The organism is Rubellimicrobium arenae (assembly GCF_017916275.1).
Taxonomy (GTDB): domain Bacteria; phylum Pseudomonadota; class Alphaproteobacteria; order Rhodobacterales; family Rhodobacteraceae; genus Rubellimicrobium; species Rubellimicrobium arenae.
Genome location: NZ_JAFMST010000002.1, coordinates 301,166 through 317,560 on the forward strand (window position 1 = coordinate 301,166; position 16,395 = coordinate 317,560).

General features: G+C 70.1%; 17 protein-coding genes and 1 tRNA gene. 11 read left to right on the forward strand and 7 right to left on the reverse strand.

The genetic code is table 11. The features are described from left to right. Window positions 1-86 precede the first annotated feature (86 nt). Together J3P31_RS04085 and tspO are read left to right on the forward strand one after the other, a co-directional pair. Entirely contained in the window at window positions 87-944 is an 858-nt protein-coding gene (locus J3P31_RS04085) for a helix-turn-helix domain-containing protein (RefSeq protein WP_210527125.1), read from the forward strand. 62 nt (window positions 945-1,006) lie between these two features. Further along, window positions 1,007-1,468: a tryptophan-rich sensory protein TspO gene (gene tspO / locus J3P31_RS04090; RefSeq protein WP_210527126.1), complete on the forward strand. Its 462-nt coding sequence runs from the start codon at window positions 1,007-1,009 to the stop codon at window positions 1,466-1,468. 43 nt (window positions 1,469-1,511) lie between these two features. Here the strand turns inward: tspO and J3P31_RS04095 are convergent. The 3 genes from J3P31_RS04095 to J3P31_RS04105 form a co-directional block, all read right to left on the reverse strand. Next, window positions 1,512-1,585 (reverse strand) — tRNA-Gly (locus J3P31_RS04095). Between the two features lie 46 nt (window positions 1,586-1,631). Beyond that, window positions 1,632-2,306, reverse strand: a complete 675-nt coding sequence (locus J3P31_RS04100; RefSeq protein WP_210527276.1) for an SOS response-associated peptidase — start codon at window positions 2,304-2,306, stop codon at window positions 1,632-1,634. A gap of 42 nt (window positions 2,307-2,348) precedes the next feature. Further along, window positions 2,349-3,950, reverse strand: coding sequence for a bifunctional metallophosphatase/5'-nucleotidase (locus J3P31_RS04105; RefSeq protein WP_210527127.1), 1,602 nt, complete (start codon window positions 3,948-3,950; stop codon window positions 2,349-2,351). A gap of 137 nt (window positions 3,951-4,087) precedes the next feature. Here J3P31_RS04105 and J3P31_RS04110 point away from each other — a divergent pair, with 137 nt between their 5' ends. Together J3P31_RS04110 and J3P31_RS04115 are read left to right on the forward strand one after the other, a co-directional pair. Further along, complete coding sequence (locus J3P31_RS04110; protein WP_210527277.1) at window positions 4,088-4,420, forward strand: DUF952 domain-containing protein; 333 nt, start codon at window positions 4,088-4,090, stop codon at window positions 4,418-4,420. Between the two features lie 5 nt (window positions 4,421-4,425). Then, window positions 4,426-5,472: a quinone-dependent dihydroorotate dehydrogenase gene (locus J3P31_RS04115; RefSeq protein WP_256439127.1), complete on the forward strand. Its 1,047-nt coding sequence runs from the start codon at window positions 4,426-4,428 to the stop codon at window positions 5,470-5,472. Here J3P31_RS04115 and J3P31_RS04120 read toward each other — a convergent pair. Genes J3P31_RS04120 through J3P31_RS04130 form a run of 3 tightly spaced genes read right to left on the reverse strand, consistent with a single transcriptional unit; the run spans window position 5,469 to window position 7,713 of the window. After that, on the reverse strand, window positions 5,469-6,776 hold the full coding sequence (locus J3P31_RS04120) for an MATE family efflux transporter (RefSeq protein ID WP_210527128.1): 1,308 nt from the start codon (window positions 6,774-6,776) through the stop codon (window positions 5,469-5,471). The two genes, J3P31_RS04115 and J3P31_RS04120, sit on opposite strands and share 4 nt — an antisense overlap. After that, the gene (locus J3P31_RS04125) at window positions 6,773-7,264 is read right to left on the reverse strand and encodes a PaaI family thioesterase (protein WP_210527129.1); all 492 of its coding nucleotides are present in this window, start codon (window positions 7,262-7,264) and stop codon (window positions 6,773-6,775) included. Before J3P31_RS04125 ends, J3P31_RS04120 begins: the two co-directional genes overlap by 4 nt. Further along, window positions 7,261-7,713 (reverse strand): PaaI family thioesterase, encoded by a 453-nt coding sequence (locus J3P31_RS04130; protein ID WP_210527130.1) that lies wholly within the window; start codon window positions 7,711-7,713, stop codon window positions 7,261-7,263. Before J3P31_RS04130 ends, J3P31_RS04125 begins: the two co-directional genes overlap by 4 nt. A 104-nt stretch (window positions 7,714-7,817) precedes the next feature. On the opposite strand from J3P31_RS04130, the gene J3P31_RS04135 reads away from it, so the two are divergent. From J3P31_RS04135 to J3P31_RS04165, 7 genes are all read left to right on the forward strand, one after another. Next, window positions 7,818-8,204: a MerR family transcriptional regulator gene (locus tag J3P31_RS04135; RefSeq protein ID WP_210527131.1), complete on the forward strand. Its 387-nt coding sequence runs from the start codon at window positions 7,818-7,820 to the stop codon at window positions 8,202-8,204. Between the two features lie 143 nt (window positions 8,205-8,347). Further along, window positions 8,348-8,746, forward strand: a complete 399-nt coding sequence (locus J3P31_RS04140) for a MerR family transcriptional regulator (RefSeq protein ID WP_210527132.1) — start codon at window positions 8,348-8,350, stop codon at window positions 8,744-8,746. A 29-nt stretch (window positions 8,747-8,775) separates the two neighbouring features. Then, window positions 8,776-10,554 (forward strand): acyl-CoA dehydrogenase C-terminal domain-containing protein, encoded by a 1,779-nt coding sequence (locus tag J3P31_RS04145; protein WP_210527133.1) that lies wholly within the window; start codon window positions 8,776-8,778, stop codon window positions 10,552-10,554. Window positions 10,555-10,635: 81 nt separating this feature from the next. After that, the gene (locus J3P31_RS04150; RefSeq protein WP_210527134.1) at window positions 10,636-11,265 is read left to right on the forward strand and encodes a glutathione S-transferase family protein; all 630 of its coding nucleotides are present in this window, start codon (window positions 10,636-10,638) and stop codon (window positions 11,263-11,265) included. Window positions 11,266-11,274: 9 nt separating this feature from the next. After that, window positions 11,275-12,486, forward strand: a complete 1,212-nt coding sequence (locus J3P31_RS04155; protein ID WP_210527135.1) for an acetyl-CoA C-acetyltransferase — start codon at window positions 11,275-11,277, stop codon at window positions 12,484-12,486. A gap of 111 nt (window positions 12,487-12,597) precedes the next feature. After that, window positions 12,598-13,026, forward strand: coding sequence for a hypothetical protein (locus J3P31_RS04160; protein ID WP_210527136.1), 429 nt, complete (start codon window positions 12,598-12,600; stop codon window positions 13,024-13,026). Between the two features lie 79 nt (window positions 13,027-13,105). Beyond that, entirely contained in the window at window positions 13,106-15,310 is a 2,205-nt protein-coding gene (locus J3P31_RS04165) for a 3-hydroxyacyl-CoA dehydrogenase NAD-binding domain-containing protein (RefSeq protein ID WP_210527137.1), read from the forward strand. Between the two features lie 57 nt (window positions 15,311-15,367). On the opposite strand, the gene J3P31_RS04170 is transcribed toward J3P31_RS04165, so the two are convergent. Further along, on the reverse strand, window positions 15,368-16,300 hold the full coding sequence (locus J3P31_RS04170) for a DMT family transporter (protein ID WP_210527138.1): 933 nt from the start codon (window positions 16,298-16,300) through the stop codon (window positions 15,368-15,370). Window positions 16,301-16,395: the final 95 nt, after the last annotated feature.

Here is a 16,395-nt window from a genome sequence, read left to right on the forward strand (position 1 = left end):
TTGGCCCGAATCCTGACAGAAGGCCCTTGACGCGCCCATTCGGCATCTGCGCAACATTTCCGCAACTCTGTTGCGTTCGGTCAACGATGTCGGAAAAGATCGACAAACGCGCCCGATCGGGCCTGTTCCGGCAGCGGCTCGCAACGGCCATGGCCGAGTCGGGCATGACCCAGGCCCGCCTGGCCCGCAGCATCGGGGTGGATCGCTCCACGATCTCGCAGCTTCTGGACACCGAGGCCGCGCGCCTTCCCAACGCCCAGGTGGCGGCGGAATGCGCGGGCGCGCTGGGCGTCTCGGCGGATTGGCTGCTGGGGCTGTCGGACCGGCGCGAGCCGGCGGCGGACCTCGTGGCGGCGGCCCTGACCATGACCGAGGCGCCGCGCGCGCTGGTGGACGACCAGATCTTCGCCTGGCACCGCGAGGCCGCCGGTTACAAGATCCGCCATGTCCCGGCGGGCCTGCCCGACATGATGAAGATCCCGGAGCTCCTGCATTGGGAATCGGAGCCCTCGCTGGGGCGGACCACCGACCAGGCCATCGGAGCGAGCCGGGACCGGCTGGACTGGATGCGCGGCGCCCGGTCGGACCACGAGATCGCCCTGCCCCTGCACGAGCTGGCGACCTTTGCGCGGGGCGAAGGCTATTATGCCGGGCTCGACCCCGCGCTGCGCCGCGCCCAGATCGCGCATATGAGGGAGCTGCACCGGCAGCTTTATCCGACCCTGCGGGTGCATCTGTATGACGCGCGGCGGGTGTTCTCGGCTCCGATCACGGTGTTCGGGCCGCTCCTCGCGGTGATCTATCTTGGGCGGCATTACCTGGCCTTCCGCGACACGCACCGGGTGCAGGCCATCAGCCGGCATTTCGACGATCTCGTGCGCGAGGCGGCGGTCCCCTCCCGCGACTTCCCCCGTCACCTGGAGGAGCTGGCCGCCGGGTTCTGACCGCTTGCCGCGGTCCCGGGGGTCGGGCAAGCTTTGGGGGACGTTTCCCAAGGAAGGATGCGATGCTCCTGTTCCTGATCTTCCTCCTCGCCTGCCTTTGCGCGGGGATGACCGGCTACCTGTTCCCCACGGGGGACTGGTACAGCCGGCTGCGCAAGCCCGACTGGACGCCGCCGAACTGGGCCTTTCCGGTGGTCTGGACGACGCTTTACCTGTTCATGGCGATCGCCGGGGCGCGGGTGGCGTCGATCGGCGGGCCGGGGGCCACGACCGCGCTGGCCTTCTGGGCGCTCCAGATCGCGGCCAACACGCTCTGGACGCCGACGGTCTTCGGGCAGCACCGGCTCCGGCTGGGCCTTGGGGTGATCGGCCTGCTGTGGATCGCCGTGTTCGGTGCGATGATCGCGCATTGGAGCGTCTCGACCTTCGCGGGCCTCCTGTTCCTGCCCTACCTCGTCTGGGTGAGCATCGCGGCCGCGCTCAATGCCGCCCTGATCCGGCTGAACCCGGGCGAGGCGCGCTGATCTGCGAGGAGACTGGCCCGCCCCGCTGGGGGCTGGCCGTTGCTGGAGCGGGTAGCGGGAATCGAACCCGCCCCATCAGCTTGGAAGGCTGAGGCGCTACCACTACACCATACCCGCGCTCCGGGTGTCATATAGGCCGACGTCGGCCCCGCGCGCAAGCCCGTCAGGCGGGGTTCAGGGGAACCGGCACGATCAGCCCTTCGCCCTGGGACCTGGACGAGTTGATCTCGGTCCCGACGCGGACCATCTCGAGCGCATTGTCCGGCACGGCGCCCATGAGCCGGGCGGCGCCCTTCCCTTCCTCGCCCAGCCAGAGCGGCCAGTCCTCGGGTTCGAGGATGACCGGGAGGCGGTCGTGGATGCGCGACATCCGGGCGTTGGCGGCGCAGGTGACGATGGCGACCGTGGACATCAGGTCCTCGCCCCGCCCCCAGTCCTGCCAGAGCGCCGCAAAGACCATGGGCGCGCCGTCGCTCCGGGTGACGTACCAGGGCAAGGGCTTCTTGGGATCGCTCCGGTCCCATTCGTAGAAGCCCGAGGCGGGCACGAGGCAGCGGCGTTCGCGGATGGCGGCCCGGAAGGCGGGCTTTTCAGCGACTGTCTCGCTGCGGGCGTTGATGAGGAGCGGGCCGTCGTTCGGCGTCTTGTACCAGTGGGGGACCAGGCCCCAGCGCATCGGACGGTAAAGCCGCCGTTCCTCCTCCCGGGTGCAGACGGCGATGCGCTGCGTCGGGCAGACGTTGAAGTTCGGCACCTCCGGCAGGTCGTTGGCCGGTTGTGCCGCGAAAAGCTGCGCCATGGCGTCATGGGGCAGCGTGATGGCCATGCGTCCGCACATGGGGGAAAGGTGGCGCGGGACCCGCGCCACCGCAAGGGGTCGTCAGGGATTCGCCGGGGCGGCGGGAAGCTCGCCCGTCACGGTGATCCGGCCGTCCACGAAGGGCGTGTAGGGCTGGTGCGCCGCGAGGTATTCGGCGGTGACGTCGGCCAGGTCGGGGCCGTAGTCGTAGGGGTTCTGGGCGTCGATGAACATCTCGAAGCCGTCCCCGCCCTGGCGCACGTAGTTGTTCGTGACCACGCCATAGGTCGCGGCCGGGTCGATCGGCGCCCAGGCGTCGCCACCCACGAGCACCATCACGTCGGACACGCGGGACCCGGCGGGCTTGGACAGGTCGATGCTGTACTCGAGCCCGGCGACCTGCGCGAATCGGCCGGCCTGCTCCTCGATCTCGCTTGCGCCGTTCTCGAGGGCCTCGACGATGGTCTGCCCGTCCGTCTGGAAGGTCGAAAGCGTGTTCTGGAACGGAAGCACGGTCAGCACCTCGCCCATCGTGACGGGCCCGGCGTCGATGGAGGCGCGCAGCCCGCCGCCGTTGGCGATGGCGATCGTCACGCCCTGGTCCTTGACGCGGTCCAGCATGGCCTCGGCCACGAGGTTGCCCATCTCGCATTCGACGGCGCGGCAGGACTCCCGCTCTCCGTCGACGGCGTCCGCGGTCTCGGCCACGACCTTGGCGCGCAGCTCGTTCAGCGGCTCGGCCAGCTCGGCGACGCGGGCCTTGGCGGCCTCGTCCTCGGCCACCGAGGCGTCGAGCAGGATCGGGTCGCCCGAGGCCGCCGTCACGTTGCCCTGGTCGTCGAAGGTGACCGTCAGCTCGCCCAGGTACTTGCCGTAGGACCGCGCGGTCACGATGGGGACATTGTTGACCATGGTCGGATAGGGTCCGGCGGCGCCCTCCTCGGTGTTCGACAGAAGGGTATGGGAATGCCCGCCGACGATCACGTCGACGCCGGTCAGCTGCTGCGCCAGGGCCTGGTCCTCGACGTAGCCGGCATGGCTCAGCAGGATGATCTTGTTCACCCCCTGCCCGGTCAGGTCGTCGATGGCCTGCTGCGCGGCATCATACGGAACGAAGTTCACATTCGGGCCCGGCGCGGCGATCTCGGGCGTTTCCAGGGTCGTCAGGCCGACGACGCCGATCCGTTCGCCGCCCACCTCGATCACCGTGGACTTCGCGATCTTGCCGGCAAGCTCGGGCTCCCGCGAGGCGTCGATGTTGGCCGACAGGACGGGGATCTTCAGCGCGTCGATGAACCGGCCCAGCACGGCCGGGCCATCATCGAACTCGTGGTTGCCGACGGCCATGGCCTGGTAGCCCAGCTGGGGCATGAACTCGGCCGACATCGCGCCCTTGTACTGGGTGTACAGGAGCGAGCCCTGGAACTGGTCGCCTGCATCCACCAGGATACTGTTCTCGGCCCGCCCGCGCGCGTCGTTCACGGCGGTGATGAGCCGGCCGATGCCCCCGAAGCACTCGTTGGCGGCGGCGTCCTCCTCCGAGCAGGTCGAGTCGCTGCCGTTGATGGGCTCGAACCGGTCGTGGAAGTCGTTGGTGTGAAGGATGGTCAGCGTGAAGTCGGCCGCGGCCTGGGTGGCAAGCAGCGCGACCCCGGCCGTGGTGAGCCAGAGGCGAAGGGACATGGGGGCAGTCTCCCTGGGTTGTTTTGCCGTCTAATCTGCACTGGCCTTCGGCACAGTCAAAGCCGTACTGCCCGGACTTTGCGAAGAGGGCGTGACGTCGCTTGACCCCCGCGCCGACCCGGCGCATCTGGCGGGGCATGGCCATCTACAAGATCTTCCGCGCCCCCGAATGGGAGGAGTTCGCCGCCGCCGGGCACAGCCTGGGGGCGCCCATCGACCGCCAGGACGGCTTTGTCCACCTTTCGACCGCCGAGCAGGTGGAGGAAACGGCCGCCCGGCATTTCGCGGGCGAGGACGGGCTCATGCTCCTCGCCGTCGATGAGGGGCGGCTCGTGCCCGAGCTGAAATGGGAGCCGTCGCGCGGCGGCGCCCTGTTCCCGCACCTTTACCGCGAGCTTCGGGCGGAGGACGTGATCTGGTCCGCTCCCCTGCCCCTCGAGGGCGGGCGGCACAGGTTCCCCGCGCCGTGAGGCGGCTGGTCGAGCAGGCGGGGCTCCGCGCCCTGCGGCGGATGGACCCCGAGGCGGCCCATGGTCTCGCGCTCCGGGCGCTGCGGTCGGGCCTGGGGCCGGTCGGGGGGCCGGTGACCTCGGCCCGGCTTCGGACCAACCTCGCGGGGCTGGTCCTGCCGAACCCGGTCGGCGTCGCCGCAGGATTCGACAAGAACGCCGTCGCCCTGGCGGGTCTGGCGCGGAGCCCGCTGGGCTTTGTCGAGGTCGGCGCCGTCACGCCACGCCCGCAGGAGGGCAATCCCAGGCCCCGCCTGTTCCGGCTGACCGAGGACCGGGCCGTCATCAACCGCTTCGGCTTCAACAACGACGGCATGGAGGCCGTGGGCGACCGCCTCGCGCGGCGCCCGGACGGGATGGTGCTGGGGGTCAATCTCGGCGCCAACAGGGACAGCGCGGACCGGGCCGGCGACTTCGCCCTCGTGCTCGGGCGGCTCGGCCCCTTCGCGGATTTCGCGACCGTGAACGTATCCTCGCCCAACACCGAGCGGTTGCGGGACCTTCAGGGCCGAGCGGCGCTGTCGGCCCTTCTGGCCCGCGTCATGGAAGCGCGCGAAGGCCTGCCGCGGTCCATTCCGGTCCTGCTCAAGATCGCGCCCGACCTGAGCGCGGAGGAGTTGGCCGACGTGGCCGAGGTGGCGAACGGCTCGGGCCTGTCCGGCCTCGTGGCGACCAACACGACGCTGTCGCGGGACGGGCTCCGGAGCTCCCATGCAGGGGAAAAGGGCGGCCTGTCGGGCGCGCCGCTGTTCGAGCGCTCCACCCGCGTCCTGGCGCGGCTCTCGACGCTGACCGACCTGCCGCTGATCGGAGTGGGGGGCGTGGATTCGGCCGAAGCGGCCTTCGCCAAGATCCGGGCCGGGGCCAGCGCCGTCCAGCTTTACACCGCACTGGCCTATGGCGGCCTGTCGCTCGCGGGGGAGATCGCCCGGGGGCTGGACGCGCTCCTGGCCCGGCACGGCTTCGAATCCGTGGCCCAGGCCGTGGGCACCGGGCGCGGCGACTGGCTCTAGGCCGCCGCGCGTTCCAGCGCCGGATAGCGCCAGGCCAGGGTGACGGCGCGCAGGAGCCAGCTCAGCGCGAGGGCGCCCCACAGCCCGTGGTTCCCGAAGGCCAGGGTGAGCGGCCAGGCTGCGGCGAAGTAGAGCGCGACCGCCAGCACCGTCATGTTCCGCATGTCGCGGGTCCGCGTCGCGCCGATGAAGATGCCATCCAGCATCCAGGACGGCAGCCCGGCGAGCGGCGCCGCGACGACCCAGGGAAGGAAGCGCGCCGCCTCGGCCCGCACCTCGGGCGAGGTGGTCATCGCAGCGACGACCGCAGGGCCTGCCGCCGCATAGGCCAGGCCCAGCAGCACCGCCATGGCGAGCCCCCAGACCGAGGCGACCCGGATGCCCTGGCGCAGGTCGCCGATCCGCCCCGCCCCGAAGGCCTGCCCGACCAGCGCCTCGGTGGCGAAGGCGAAGCCGTCGAGCGCGAAGGCCGCGACGTTCACGAACTGCATCAGCACTTGGTTGGCGGCGAGCGTGACATCCCCGAGCCCCGCGCCCCAGAACTGGAAGCTGACGAAGATCGACAGGAGCAGAACGGTCCGCACCAGGATGTCGGCGTTCACGGCGGCCATGACGCGCAGCCGCGCCGGATCGAGCACGCGCGCCGGGTCCCGCCACGCCGCCCCCCGGAACGCATCGCGGCAGAGCCAGAGGCCCAGGAGGAAGCCGGACCATTCGGCCAGCGCCGTCGCCGCCGCGACGCCCGGCACCCCCCAGCCCAGCCCCAGCACGAACCAGACGTCGAGCACGATGTTCAGGCCGTTGGTCCAGAGCTGGATCGCCAGGACGCCGCGCGTCCGCTCCTGCCCGATGAGCCAGCCGTTGATCCCGTAGGCCGCGATCGCCGCCGGCGCGGACCAGATCCGGATCGCGAGATACTGGCGGGCCAGCTCCTCCACCTCGGCCGAGGCGGGCGACATGCGGAAGGCTGCGGCGGACAGGAGGCCCTGGAGGAGGATCAGCAGCACCCCTCCCCCCAGGCCGACCAGCAGCGCCCGCGCAAGCAGGGCGGCGACCTCGCCCGGTTCCCCGGCGCCGCGCGCCTGTGCGGTCAGTCCCGTGGTTCCCATCCGCAGGAAGCCGAACACCCAGTAGATGGAGCTCAGCACCACCGCGCCGATGCCCACCGCCCCGATCGGAGCGGCCTGCCCGAGCTGGCCGACGACGGCGGTGTCCACCGCCCCCAGCAGCGGCACGGTGGCGTTCGACAGCACGATGGGCAGCGCGATGCGCAGCACGCGCCCGTGGGTGATCGGCTCGCTCACCCTGCGGCGTCCGGCATCAGGAAATGCCCCGTCGCCTGCGCGAAGAGCCGCGCGCGGTTGTCCTGCCAGGCCTCCACGTGGACGCTGGCGTAGCGGCGCCCCGACCGGTTCACCCGCGCCCGCGCATAGGCGTCGCGCGGCAGGCCGGACCGGAGGTAATCCACCGTGAAATCGATGGTCTTGGGCAGGCGCACTGCGGCGTCGGGGCCGATCCGCCCGGCCTCCATCTCTTCCCACATCGCGGCCCAGGCCAGCTCGATGACGGCCGTGCATTCCAGGAAGGCCGCCGTCGCCCCGCCATGCAGCGCCGGGAGCAGCGGGTTGCCGATCAGGTCGTCCCGGTAGGGCAGCACGGCCGTGAGCTCGTCCCCGCGGCGATCGAACCGCAGGCCGAGGAACCCAATGAACGGCACCCCGCCCACCAGCCGCTCGAGAGCGGCATCCCGGCGGCCCTTCACCACCTGCACGGGTTCGGGGGGCGCCCTCATGACCGGATGCCTTCGACCGTCCAGGCGCCCGTCGCCATGGCCACGGGCCGCCCCTCGCCGTCCTCGGCCGTGGCCCGGACAAAGGCCACCGTGCGCGTGACGTGGTAGCATTCGGCCCGGGCCTGGATGGCATGGCCCGGAGCCGCCGGGCGCATGTAGTCGATCCGCAGATCGAGCGTCGCCGTCCCCCCGGGGGTCGAGGGATGCGCCATGACGGCGACGCTGGCGCAGGTGTCCATGAGGGCGAAGACCGCGCCGCCGTGGATCACCCCGGTCGCGGGGTCGCCGATCAGGCGGTCGTCCCAGGGCATCACCATCCGGGCCATCCCGTCGCCGAGGTCCGACAGGGTCAGGCCCAGCGCCCGGGCAAAGGGCAAGGCCGAGATGAATCGCCGGGCGCGCTCCTGACGCGGATCGGGGCGCGGCTCGGGGCTCGGGTCCTGTGTCATGGCGGAAACCATGGCATCAAAAGCTCCGCGCGCAAGGCCCCGGCTGCGCGGCGCAGTTGCCCGTGTTCCGCCAAGGGACTAGGCTGCAGGCGCAGCGAGGACCCATGGCAGACGCGAAACCCGAGACCCGTCTTTCCTTCAAGGAGATGTGCACGCGCTTCGACGTGACACCCCGGACGCTGCGCTACTACGAGTACATCGAGCTGCTCTCGCCCGAGCGGGAGGGCCGCGCCCGCTTCTACGGGCCCCGGGAGGTCGCGCGCATGACGCTGATCCTGCGCGGGCGGCGCTTCGGCTTCTCGCTCGAGGAGATCCGGCAGTGGCTCCTCATCTACGAGGAAGAAGGGACGGAGGCGCAGATGCGCCGCTTCCTCGACGGAGCCGACCGGCAGCTGGCCGAGCTGGGGGAGCAGAAGCGCCAGCTCGAGGACACCATCGCCGACCTGCAACAGCTGCGGGACCACACGGTCCAGATCCTGGAACGGCGCTGATCGCTTCGTTTCCGACGTGCCGTCACGCTGCGGCGTGACGTCGCGTAACGCTGACATGACGGGTAAACTTGCTTGTAAGAAGAAGGCGTTCGGCCCATTTGCCGCTTTCTCACGTGGCGGCAAGAACAAGAGGGCCAACCCGAATGACCGACCAACTTCTGACCATCCGCGAGATGTGCGAGCAGTATGACGTGACAGCCCGGGCGCTGCGCTTCTACGAGGCGAAGGAGCTGCTGTTCCCGATCCGCGAAGGGACCAAGCGGCTGTTCACCAAGTCGGACCGCGCGCGCCTGACGCTGATCCTGCGGGGCAAGCGCTTCGGCTTCTCCCTCGAGGAGATCCGGCAGCTCCTGGACCTCTGGAACGGCGGCAAGGGCCGGATGGAGCAGCTGGAACGCACCTGCGAGGTGGCGGAGCGCCATCTCCACGAGATGGAGGCGCAGCGCGCCGAGCTCGACCGGACGATCAAGGAACTACGGGAACAGCTCGACTGGGGTCGGGCCGAACTCGCGCGGCCGGGGAAGCACGCCACCGCCGCCTGAACGGGACGCTGACAGGGGGACCACCGGGAATGCCGATCTACCAAAGCCCGATCAAGGACATGCAGTTCGTCCTTCATGAGGTGCTTCGGGTCAGCGAGGACGATTGCCCCGGCTACGCGGATCTCGACCGCGACATGACCGGGGCCATCCTCGAGGAGGCGGGCCGGGTGGCCGCCGAGGTTCTCCTTCCCCTGAACGCCGTGGGCGACCGCGAGGGGTGCCGGCTCGAGAACGGTGTCGTCCGCACGCCCACGGGATTCCAGGATGCGATGCGCGCCATGCGCGAGGGGGGCTGGACCTCCATCGACTGCGATCCGGAGCATGGCGGCCAGGGGCTGCCCTACGTCATGCACACCGCCGCGCAGGAGGCCTTCGTTTCCGCGAACATGGCCTTCAACATGTACCAGGGCCTGACGCACGGCGCCTATTCCGCCATCCGGAGCCATGGGACCGAGGCCCAGAAGGCCACCTACCTGCCGCGGCTGGCCACGCACGAATGGTCCGGCACCATGAACCTGACCGAGCCGCATGCGGGGACCGACCTCGGCATCATGCGGACGCGCGCGACGCCGAACGGCGACGGCAGCTATGCGATCACCGGCCAGAAGATCTTCATCTCCTCGGGCGAGCATGATCTCACCGAGAACATCATCCACCTCGTGCTGGCCCGGATCCCCGGCGGACCGGACGGCACGAAGGGCGTCTCCCTGTTCATCGTGCCGAAGTTCCTCGTCAACGAGGACGGCAGCCTGGGGGCGCGCAACGGCGTGGCCTGCGGGAAGCTCGAGGACAAGATGGGCATCCACGGCAACGCCACCTGCGTGATGAACTACGACGGCGCGACCGGCTTCCTCCTGGGCGAGGAGCACAAGGGCATGCGGGCCATGTTCACCATGATGAACGAGGCCCGGCTGGGGGTCGCCATGCAGGGCATGGCGCAGGCCGAGATCGCCTACCAGAACGCGCTGGGCTACGCGCGCGAACGGCTCCAGGGCCGCGACCTGACGGGCGCGAAGAACCCCGGCGGCCTCGCGGATCCGATCATCGTCCACCCGGACGTGCGCCGGTCCCTGATGGAGCAGAAGAGCTTCTGCGAGGGGGCCCGGGCCTTCACCTACTGGGGCGCGACCCTGATCGACCGCGCCCATCGCACGGGCGATCAGGACGCCGAGGCGCTGATCTCGCTGCTCACCCCGGTGCTCAAGGGCTTCCTGACCGACAAGGGCTTCGAGATGACGGTGGCCGCCCAGCAGCTCTATGGCGGGCATGGCTACATCGAGGAATGGGGGATGTCGCAGTTCGTCCGCGACGCCCGCATCGCCATGATCTACGAGGGCGCGAACGGCATCCAGGCGCTCGACCTCGTGGGGCGCAAGCTGGCCTCGGATGGCGGCCGGCCGGTCATGGCCTTCTTCGACATGATCAAGGGCTTCATCAAGGCCCATGAGGGCGACGCGGACCTGAAGGCCGGGGTGCTGGACCCGCTCAAGGCCGCGTCCAAGGACCTGCAGGCGGCGGCGATGTTCTTCATGCAGGCCGCCGGAAAGGCCCCGAACGACGCGCTCGCGGGGGCCACGGACTTCATGCACATGATGGGGCATGTCTGCCTGGGCTACATGTGGGCGCGGATGGCGGTCGCGGCCAAGGCCAGCCTGTCGGAAGGGGCCGGGGACCGGGCCTTCTACGAGGCCAAGCTGGCCACGGCCCGCTATCATGCCGCCCGGCAGCTCCCGGCGACGGGGATGCACCTGGCGCGGATCACCTCCGGGGCCGCACCGGTGATGGCGCTGGAGGCCGCGAGCTTCTAGGCTGCCCGACAACGCGGAACGGCGCAGGGGGACCGAACGCATGGACGATCGAACGGGTCGGATCAGGCCGGGGGCACGGGCATGACCTTCCGGCTCTACTGCTTCGGCGAGTCCGGCAACGCCTACAAGGCGGCGCTCACGCTCACGCTATGCGGACTCGACTGGGAACCGGTCTACGTGGACTTCTTCCACGGAGAGACCCGCAGCCCCGCGTATCGCGAGATCAACGTGATGGGCGAGGTGCCCGTCCTCGTCGGCCCGGACGTCAGGCTGACCCAGTCCGGCACCATCCAGCTCTGGGCGGCCGAGACGACGGGCAAGCTCCTGGGGAACCGGGCCGAGGCGCTGCGCTGGGTCTTCTTCGACAACCACAAGGTCTCGTCGCAGGCGGGTGCGCTGCGCTTCCACATGAACTTCCTCGACCCGCTCAAGCGGGAGGCCGCCGTCATCGAGTGGCTGAACGGCCGCCTCGCCGCGGCCTACAGGGTGCTGGAGGCGCAGCTCGAGCGGACCCCCTTCCTTGCGGGGGACGAGGTCACGATCGGCGACACCGCCTGCTGCGGCTACCTGTTCTATCCCGAGCCCTTCGGCTTCGACCGGGCGAAATGGCCCGCCATCGACGCCTGGCTTTCCCGCATCCAGGCCCTCCCGGGCTGGAAGCACCCCTACGACATGATGCCCGGATCGCCCGCCGACCGGACCCCCGCCTGAGAGGACGCCATGCCAGAGGCCTACATCTACGACGCGATCCGCACCCCGCGCGGCAAGGGCAAGACCGACGGGGCGCTGCACGAGGTCACGTCGGTGCGCCTGTCGGCGCAGGTGCTGGATGCGCTGCGGGAGCGCGCCGACCTTCCGGCCGACGCCATCGAGGACGTGATCTGGGGCAACGTGACCCAGGTCGGCGAACAGGGCGGCTGCCTGGCGCGGTCGGCGGTGCTGGCCTCGTCGCTGGCCGAATCCGTGCCCGGCCTCGCCATCAACCGCTTCTGCGCGAGCGGCATGGAGGCGGTGAACCTGGCCGCGAACCAGATCCGAGGCGGCGCGGGCGACGCCTACATCGCCGGCGGCGTGGAGATGATGGGCCGCGTGCCCATGGGTTCGGACGGGGCGGCGATCGCCGTCGATCCGACGCTGGCCATGGGCACCTACTTCCTGCCGCAGGGCATCGGCGCCGACGTCATCGCCACCATGCACGGCATCTCCCGGGACGAGGCCGACGCCTTTGCCGTCCAGTCGCAGAAACGCGCCAAGGCCGCCTGGGACGACGGGCGCTTTGCCCGCTCGGTGCTGCCCGTGAAGGACCAGAACGGCCTCACCATCCTCGACCATGACGAATACATGCGCCCCAGCACGGACATGCAGGCCCTCGGCGCACTGGAGCCGTCGTTCCGCGCCATGGGCGAGGTGATGCCCGGCTTCGACAAGGTCGCGATCATGCGCTACCCGGAGCTGGAGCGGATCAACCACATCCACCACGCCGGCAACTCGTCGGGCATCGTCGACGGCGCGGCGGGCCTCCTGCTGGGAAGCAAGGAGTTCGGGGAACGGCACGGCCTGCGGCCCCGCGCCCGCATCCGGGCCACGGCCAAGGTGGGGTCGGACCCATCGATCATGCTGACCGGCCCCATGCCCGCCACCGAGAAGATCCTTCGGGAATCGGGGATGACCACCTCGGACATCGACCTGTTCGAGATCAACGAAGCCTTCGCCGCCGTGGCGCTCCGCTACATACAGGCGTTCGACCTCGATCCCGAGGTCGTCAACGTCAACGGCGGCGCGATCGCCATGGGCCACCCGCTGGGCGCGACGGGCGCGATCATCATCGGCATCCTGCTCGACGAGCTGGAGCGGCGCGGGCAGGGCGTGGGCCTTGCCACCCTGTGCGTCGCCTCCGGCATGGGCGCCGCCACGATCATCGAGCGGGTCTAGCCCTGGGGACCTGGATGCTTGGGGAACCGGTCCGGGCTGGTCTATGCTCTTCCCACGGAACCCCCGCCCGTGGTCCGTGGCGCGCCGCCCATCCGGCGCCGGGGAGGTCAGATGAACCGCTTGGACCGCAAACCGCAGCCGGTCAGCGCCTTCTTCCAGCGCTTGGGCGACCTCTTCGTCCAGGGGCGGATCCGGGAGATGACCGGATCCTGGGCCTATCCGTGCCCGGTGGAGGTGCAGGGCGGGCTGGTGGTGATGCGCAACGCCGCCATGATGGAGGCCTTTCTGGCGATGCGTCACGCCGATGCCATCCAGCGGGGCCTGACCGCGATGATTCCCCGCATCGCGGCCATCGAGATGCCACGCAAGGAACGGTTCCGGGTCTGGCTTCGCTGGGAGTACGAGTTCCGCGACCAGTGCGTGCCCGACGAATACGGCTCGCTCTATTATCTTGCCCGCAACCCCTGGGGGACGCTGACCATCGAGATGCTCGACGTGGTCCACGTGCCCCCGTTCGCCGCCCAGGCCGACTGCGCCTGACCCGGGACCGGCCCCGCGGCCCCTGCCCGACGCCGAGCCAGTCCGCATTCCCATTCGCCCTCCGGAGGAGCCCAGCCCCATGACCGACTTCACCATGCAGACGGACGACCAGGGCGTCGCGGTCATCACCTGGGACGTGCCTGGCCGATCGATGAATGTCCTCAACCTCGATTCGCTGCGCGACCTCGATGCGCTGGTCCGGCAGGCCCTCGAGGATCCCGCCGTGGCGGGCCTGGTCATCACCAGCGGCAAGAAGGACTTCGCGGCCGGGATGGACCTGGCCGTGATCGCGGCCATGAAGGACAACGCCGGGGACGAGCCCGCCCGGGGCCTGTTCGATGGCATCATGTCGATGCACCACGCGCTGCGCCGGATCGAACGGGCGGGTATGGCGCCCAAGACCAACGCCGGGGGCAAGCCGGTCGCCGCGGCGCTGCCCGGGACGGCGCTGGGCATCGGGCTGGAGATCCCCCTCGCCTGCCATCGCATCTTTGCCGCCGACAATCCGCGCGCCAAGATCGGCCTGCCCGAGATCAAGGTCGGCATCTTTCCCGGCGCGGGCGGCACCACGCGCCTCGTCCGCAAGCTGGGGGCCATGGGCGCGTCGCCTTACCTGCTGGAAGGCCGGACGATGGACCCGCAGGCCGCCAAGTTCGCCGGGATCGTGGACGAGGTGGTCCCGCCGGACGAGTTGCTGGAGCGGGCACGGGCCTGGGTGCTGTCGGCCGTGGGCACGGACCTGTCCAAGCCCTGGGACCGCAAGGATTACAAGATGCCGGGCGGCGCCCCCTACCACCCGGCGGGCTACATGACCTTCGTGGGCGCCTCGGCCATGGTGAACGGCAAGACCTGGGGCGCCTACCCGAACGCCAAGGCGCTTCTGTCCGCGGTCTACGAAGGCGCGCTCGTCAACTTCGACGCCGCGCTCCGGATCGAGGCGCGGTGGTTCACGAACATCCTGATGAACCCTTCCTCCTCGGCGATGATCCGGTCGCTGTTCCTGAACATGCAGGCCCTCCAGAAAGGGGCCAATCGCCCTGGGCTGCCCGACCAGAAGGTCAAGCGGCTGGGGGTGATCGGGGCGGGCATGATGGGCGCCGGGATCGCCCATGTGGCCGCCCAGGCCGGGATCGAGGTCGTCCTCGTCGATTCAAGCGAGGAGGCGGCCGCGCGCGGCAAGGGTCACAGCGAGACGCTGCTCGACAAGGACATGTCGCGCCGCCGGATCACCGGCGAGAAGAAGGCCGAGGTCCTGTCGCGCATCACGCCCACGACCGGCTACGCGGCCCTGTCAGGCTGCGACCTGGTGGTGGAGGCGGTCTTCGAGGATCCCAAGGTGAAGGCGGACGTGATCGGCGGCCTCCTCGCCCATGTCGGCCCGGACTGCATCATCGCCACAAACACCTCGACGCTGCCGATCTCGGACCTCGCCCGCGCCGCGGACCGCGCCGAGAGGTTCGTGGGCATCCACTTCTTCTCGCCGGTGGACAAGATGCAGCTGGTGGAGGTGATCCGGGGCCGCGAGACCGGCGACCTGGCCGTGGCCAAGGCGCTCGACTTCACGCGGCAGATCGGCAAGACGCCGATCATCGTCAACGACGCCCGCTTCTTCTACGCCAACCGTTGCATCATCCCCTACCTGAACGAGGGCGTCCGCATGGTGGCCGAGGGCGTGCCCCCCGTCTTCGTCGAGAACGCGGCCAAGCTGGCGGGGATGCCGGTCGGGCCGCTCCAGCTCATCGACGAGATCTCGCTCGATCTCGCGGTGAAGATCGCCAGGGCCACCAAGTCCGCGCTGGGCGACGCCTACCGCGACGACGACGTGGACCGCGTCCTGTTCCCGATGACGGAGGAAGGACGGCTGGGCCGCAAAGCGCGGGCCGGCTTCTACGCCTATGACGATTCAGGCGAGCGGACCGGGTTCTGGCCCGAGTTGGCCCGCCGTTTCCCCGCTGCCGACGATCAGCCGGACCTGAAGGAGGTGCAGAACCGGCTTCTCTTTGCCCAGGTGCTCGAGGCGGTTCGCGCGCTGGAGGACGGCGTCCTCACCGACATCCGCGAAGGCGACGTGGGCGCCATCCTGGGCTGGGGGTTCGCCCCCTGGTCCGGCGGACCGTTCTCCTGGCTCGATATCCTGGGCGCCCGCGAGGCCGTCCGGCAATGCGACGATCTGGCGGCCCGGCACGGCGATCGCTTTGCCGCGCCCCGGCTCCTGCGCGAGATGGCCGACCGCGGCGAGACCTTCTACGGGCGCTTCGGTTCGGGAACCGCCAAGGCGGCCTGAACCGCCGGCCGATGCAGGGCCTCCGCGCGACGGAGGCCACTTGCCGGCAGGGCAGGCTCAGACCTCGTCCCGCACGGCCATCGCCCGGGGTTCGCGCAGCGCGATCAGCATTCCGGCCAAGGTGACGAGCCCGAGTCCCAGCGCCTCGAGCGGACCCGGAACCTCGCGCCAGAGCGCGATGGCCCACAGCGTCGCAAATACAAGGAGCGTGTTCTCCATCACCGAGACCAGCGTCGCGTTCGCGATCTGGTAGCCCCGGATGGACATGCCCACGCCCACCACCGATCCGACCGCCTGCATCGCGATCACGAGGAGGAAGATCCCTTCTGGGGCGACCCAGCCCCGCGTGATGAACCCGTCCGAGCCCGCCGGAACCGGAAGCGGATGCACCCAGAGCCACAGGCAGCCCAGCGCCCCCCACAGCGACATCAGCCCGAAGAACCCGCCCAGCAGCGTCAGGGTCCCCTCGTCCGCGCACCATTTCCGCGTCACGAGGTTTCCGAGCCCGTAGAGCGCCCCCGCCACGACGGGCAGCAGCGACCAGCCGGACAGATCCTCGGTCCGGAGCCCGAGCGCGAGGAGGACGCCCGCGAAGCCCAGGGCCACCGCCGACAGGCGCCAAGGTCCCACCCGTTCGCCGAACAGGAGGATCGAGAACAGGACGACCCAGAGCGGGGCCGTGAACAGCCCGGCCACGACCTGCGCGATCGGCATGAAGCCCAGGCAGCCGAAGTAGATCACCATGGCGAGCGAGTTCAGGACCGACCGCAGCCCCACCCGCCCCGGCTGGAGCGGCCGAAGCCGCACGCCCCAGAGCCAGGCCGCGGGCAGCAGGATGGCCAGGGCGATCAGGCCGCGGAGGAAGTGGAACTGCCAGAGGCCGCCCTCCTCGGCCGCCAGTCGCATGAAATTGTCGATGAGCCCGAACAGCGCCATCGCGCCCACAACCAGCGCCGCCGCCTGCGCGGGCCGGTTCGCCGCCGCCTCCATGCCTGCCTCCTTGAGGGATTTTCCCTCTCCTAGCCGTTGGCGCCGGACGCGGATCGCCCGATTGCGACATGCCCGGATCCAGCCGCCCCACCTTC

Bases quoted from the DNA above. Each gene is read 5' to 3' on its own strand.
- J3P31_RS04150 (WP_210527134.1), top strand. From the start codon at position 10,636: ATGACCTTCCGGCTCTACTGCTTCGGCGAGTCCGGCAACGCCTACAAG.
- J3P31_RS04155 (WP_210527135.1), top strand. From the start codon at position 11,275: ATGCCAGAGGCCTACATCTACGACGCGATCCGCACCCCGCGCGGCAAG.
- J3P31_RS04165 (WP_210527137.1), top strand. From the start codon at position 13,106: ATGACCGACTTCACCATGCAGACGGACGACCAGGGCGTCGCGGTCATC.
- J3P31_RS04105 (WP_210527127.1), bottom strand. From the start codon at position 3,950: ATGTCCCTTCGCCTCTGGCTCACCACGGCCGGGGTCGCGCTGCTTGCC.
- J3P31_RS04170 (WP_210527138.1), bottom strand. From the start codon at position 16,300: ATGGAGGCGGCGGCGAACCGGCCCGCGCAGGCGGCGGCGCTGGTTGTG.
- J3P31_RS04130 (WP_210527130.1), bottom strand. From the start codon at position 7,713: ATGACACAGGACCCGAGCCCCGAGCCGCGCCCCGATCCGCGTCAGGAG.
- J3P31_RS04135 (WP_210527131.1), top strand. From the start codon at position 7,818: ATGGCAGACGCGAAACCCGAGACCCGTCTTTCCTTCAAGGAGATGTGC.
- J3P31_RS04145 (WP_210527133.1), top strand. From the start codon at position 8,776: ATGCCGATCTACCAAAGCCCGATCAAGGACATGCAGTTCGTCCTTCAT.
- J3P31_RS04100 (WP_210527276.1), bottom strand. From the start codon at position 2,306: ATGTGCGGACGCATGGCCATCACGCTGCCCCATGACGCCATGGCGCAG.
- tspO (WP_210527126.1), top strand. From the start codon at position 1,007: ATGCTCCTGTTCCTGATCTTCCTCCTCGCCTGCCTTTGCGCGGGGATG.
- J3P31_RS04160 (WP_210527136.1), top strand. From the start codon at position 12,598: ATGAACCGCTTGGACCGCAAACCGCAGCCGGTCAGCGCCTTCTTCCAG.
- J3P31_RS04110 (WP_210527277.1), top strand. From the start codon at position 4,088: ATGGCCATCTACAAGATCTTCCGCGCCCCCGAATGGGAGGAGTTCGCC.
- J3P31_RS04085 (WP_210527125.1), top strand. From the start codon at position 87: ATGTCGGAAAAGATCGACAAACGCGCCCGATCGGGCCTGTTCCGGCAG.
- J3P31_RS04140 (WP_210527132.1), top strand. From the start codon at position 8,348: ATGACCGACCAACTTCTGACCATCCGCGAGATGTGCGAGCAGTATGAC.
- J3P31_RS04125 (WP_210527129.1), bottom strand. From the start codon at position 7,264: ATGAGGGCGCCCCCCGAACCCGTGCAGGTGGTGAAGGGCCGCCGGGAT.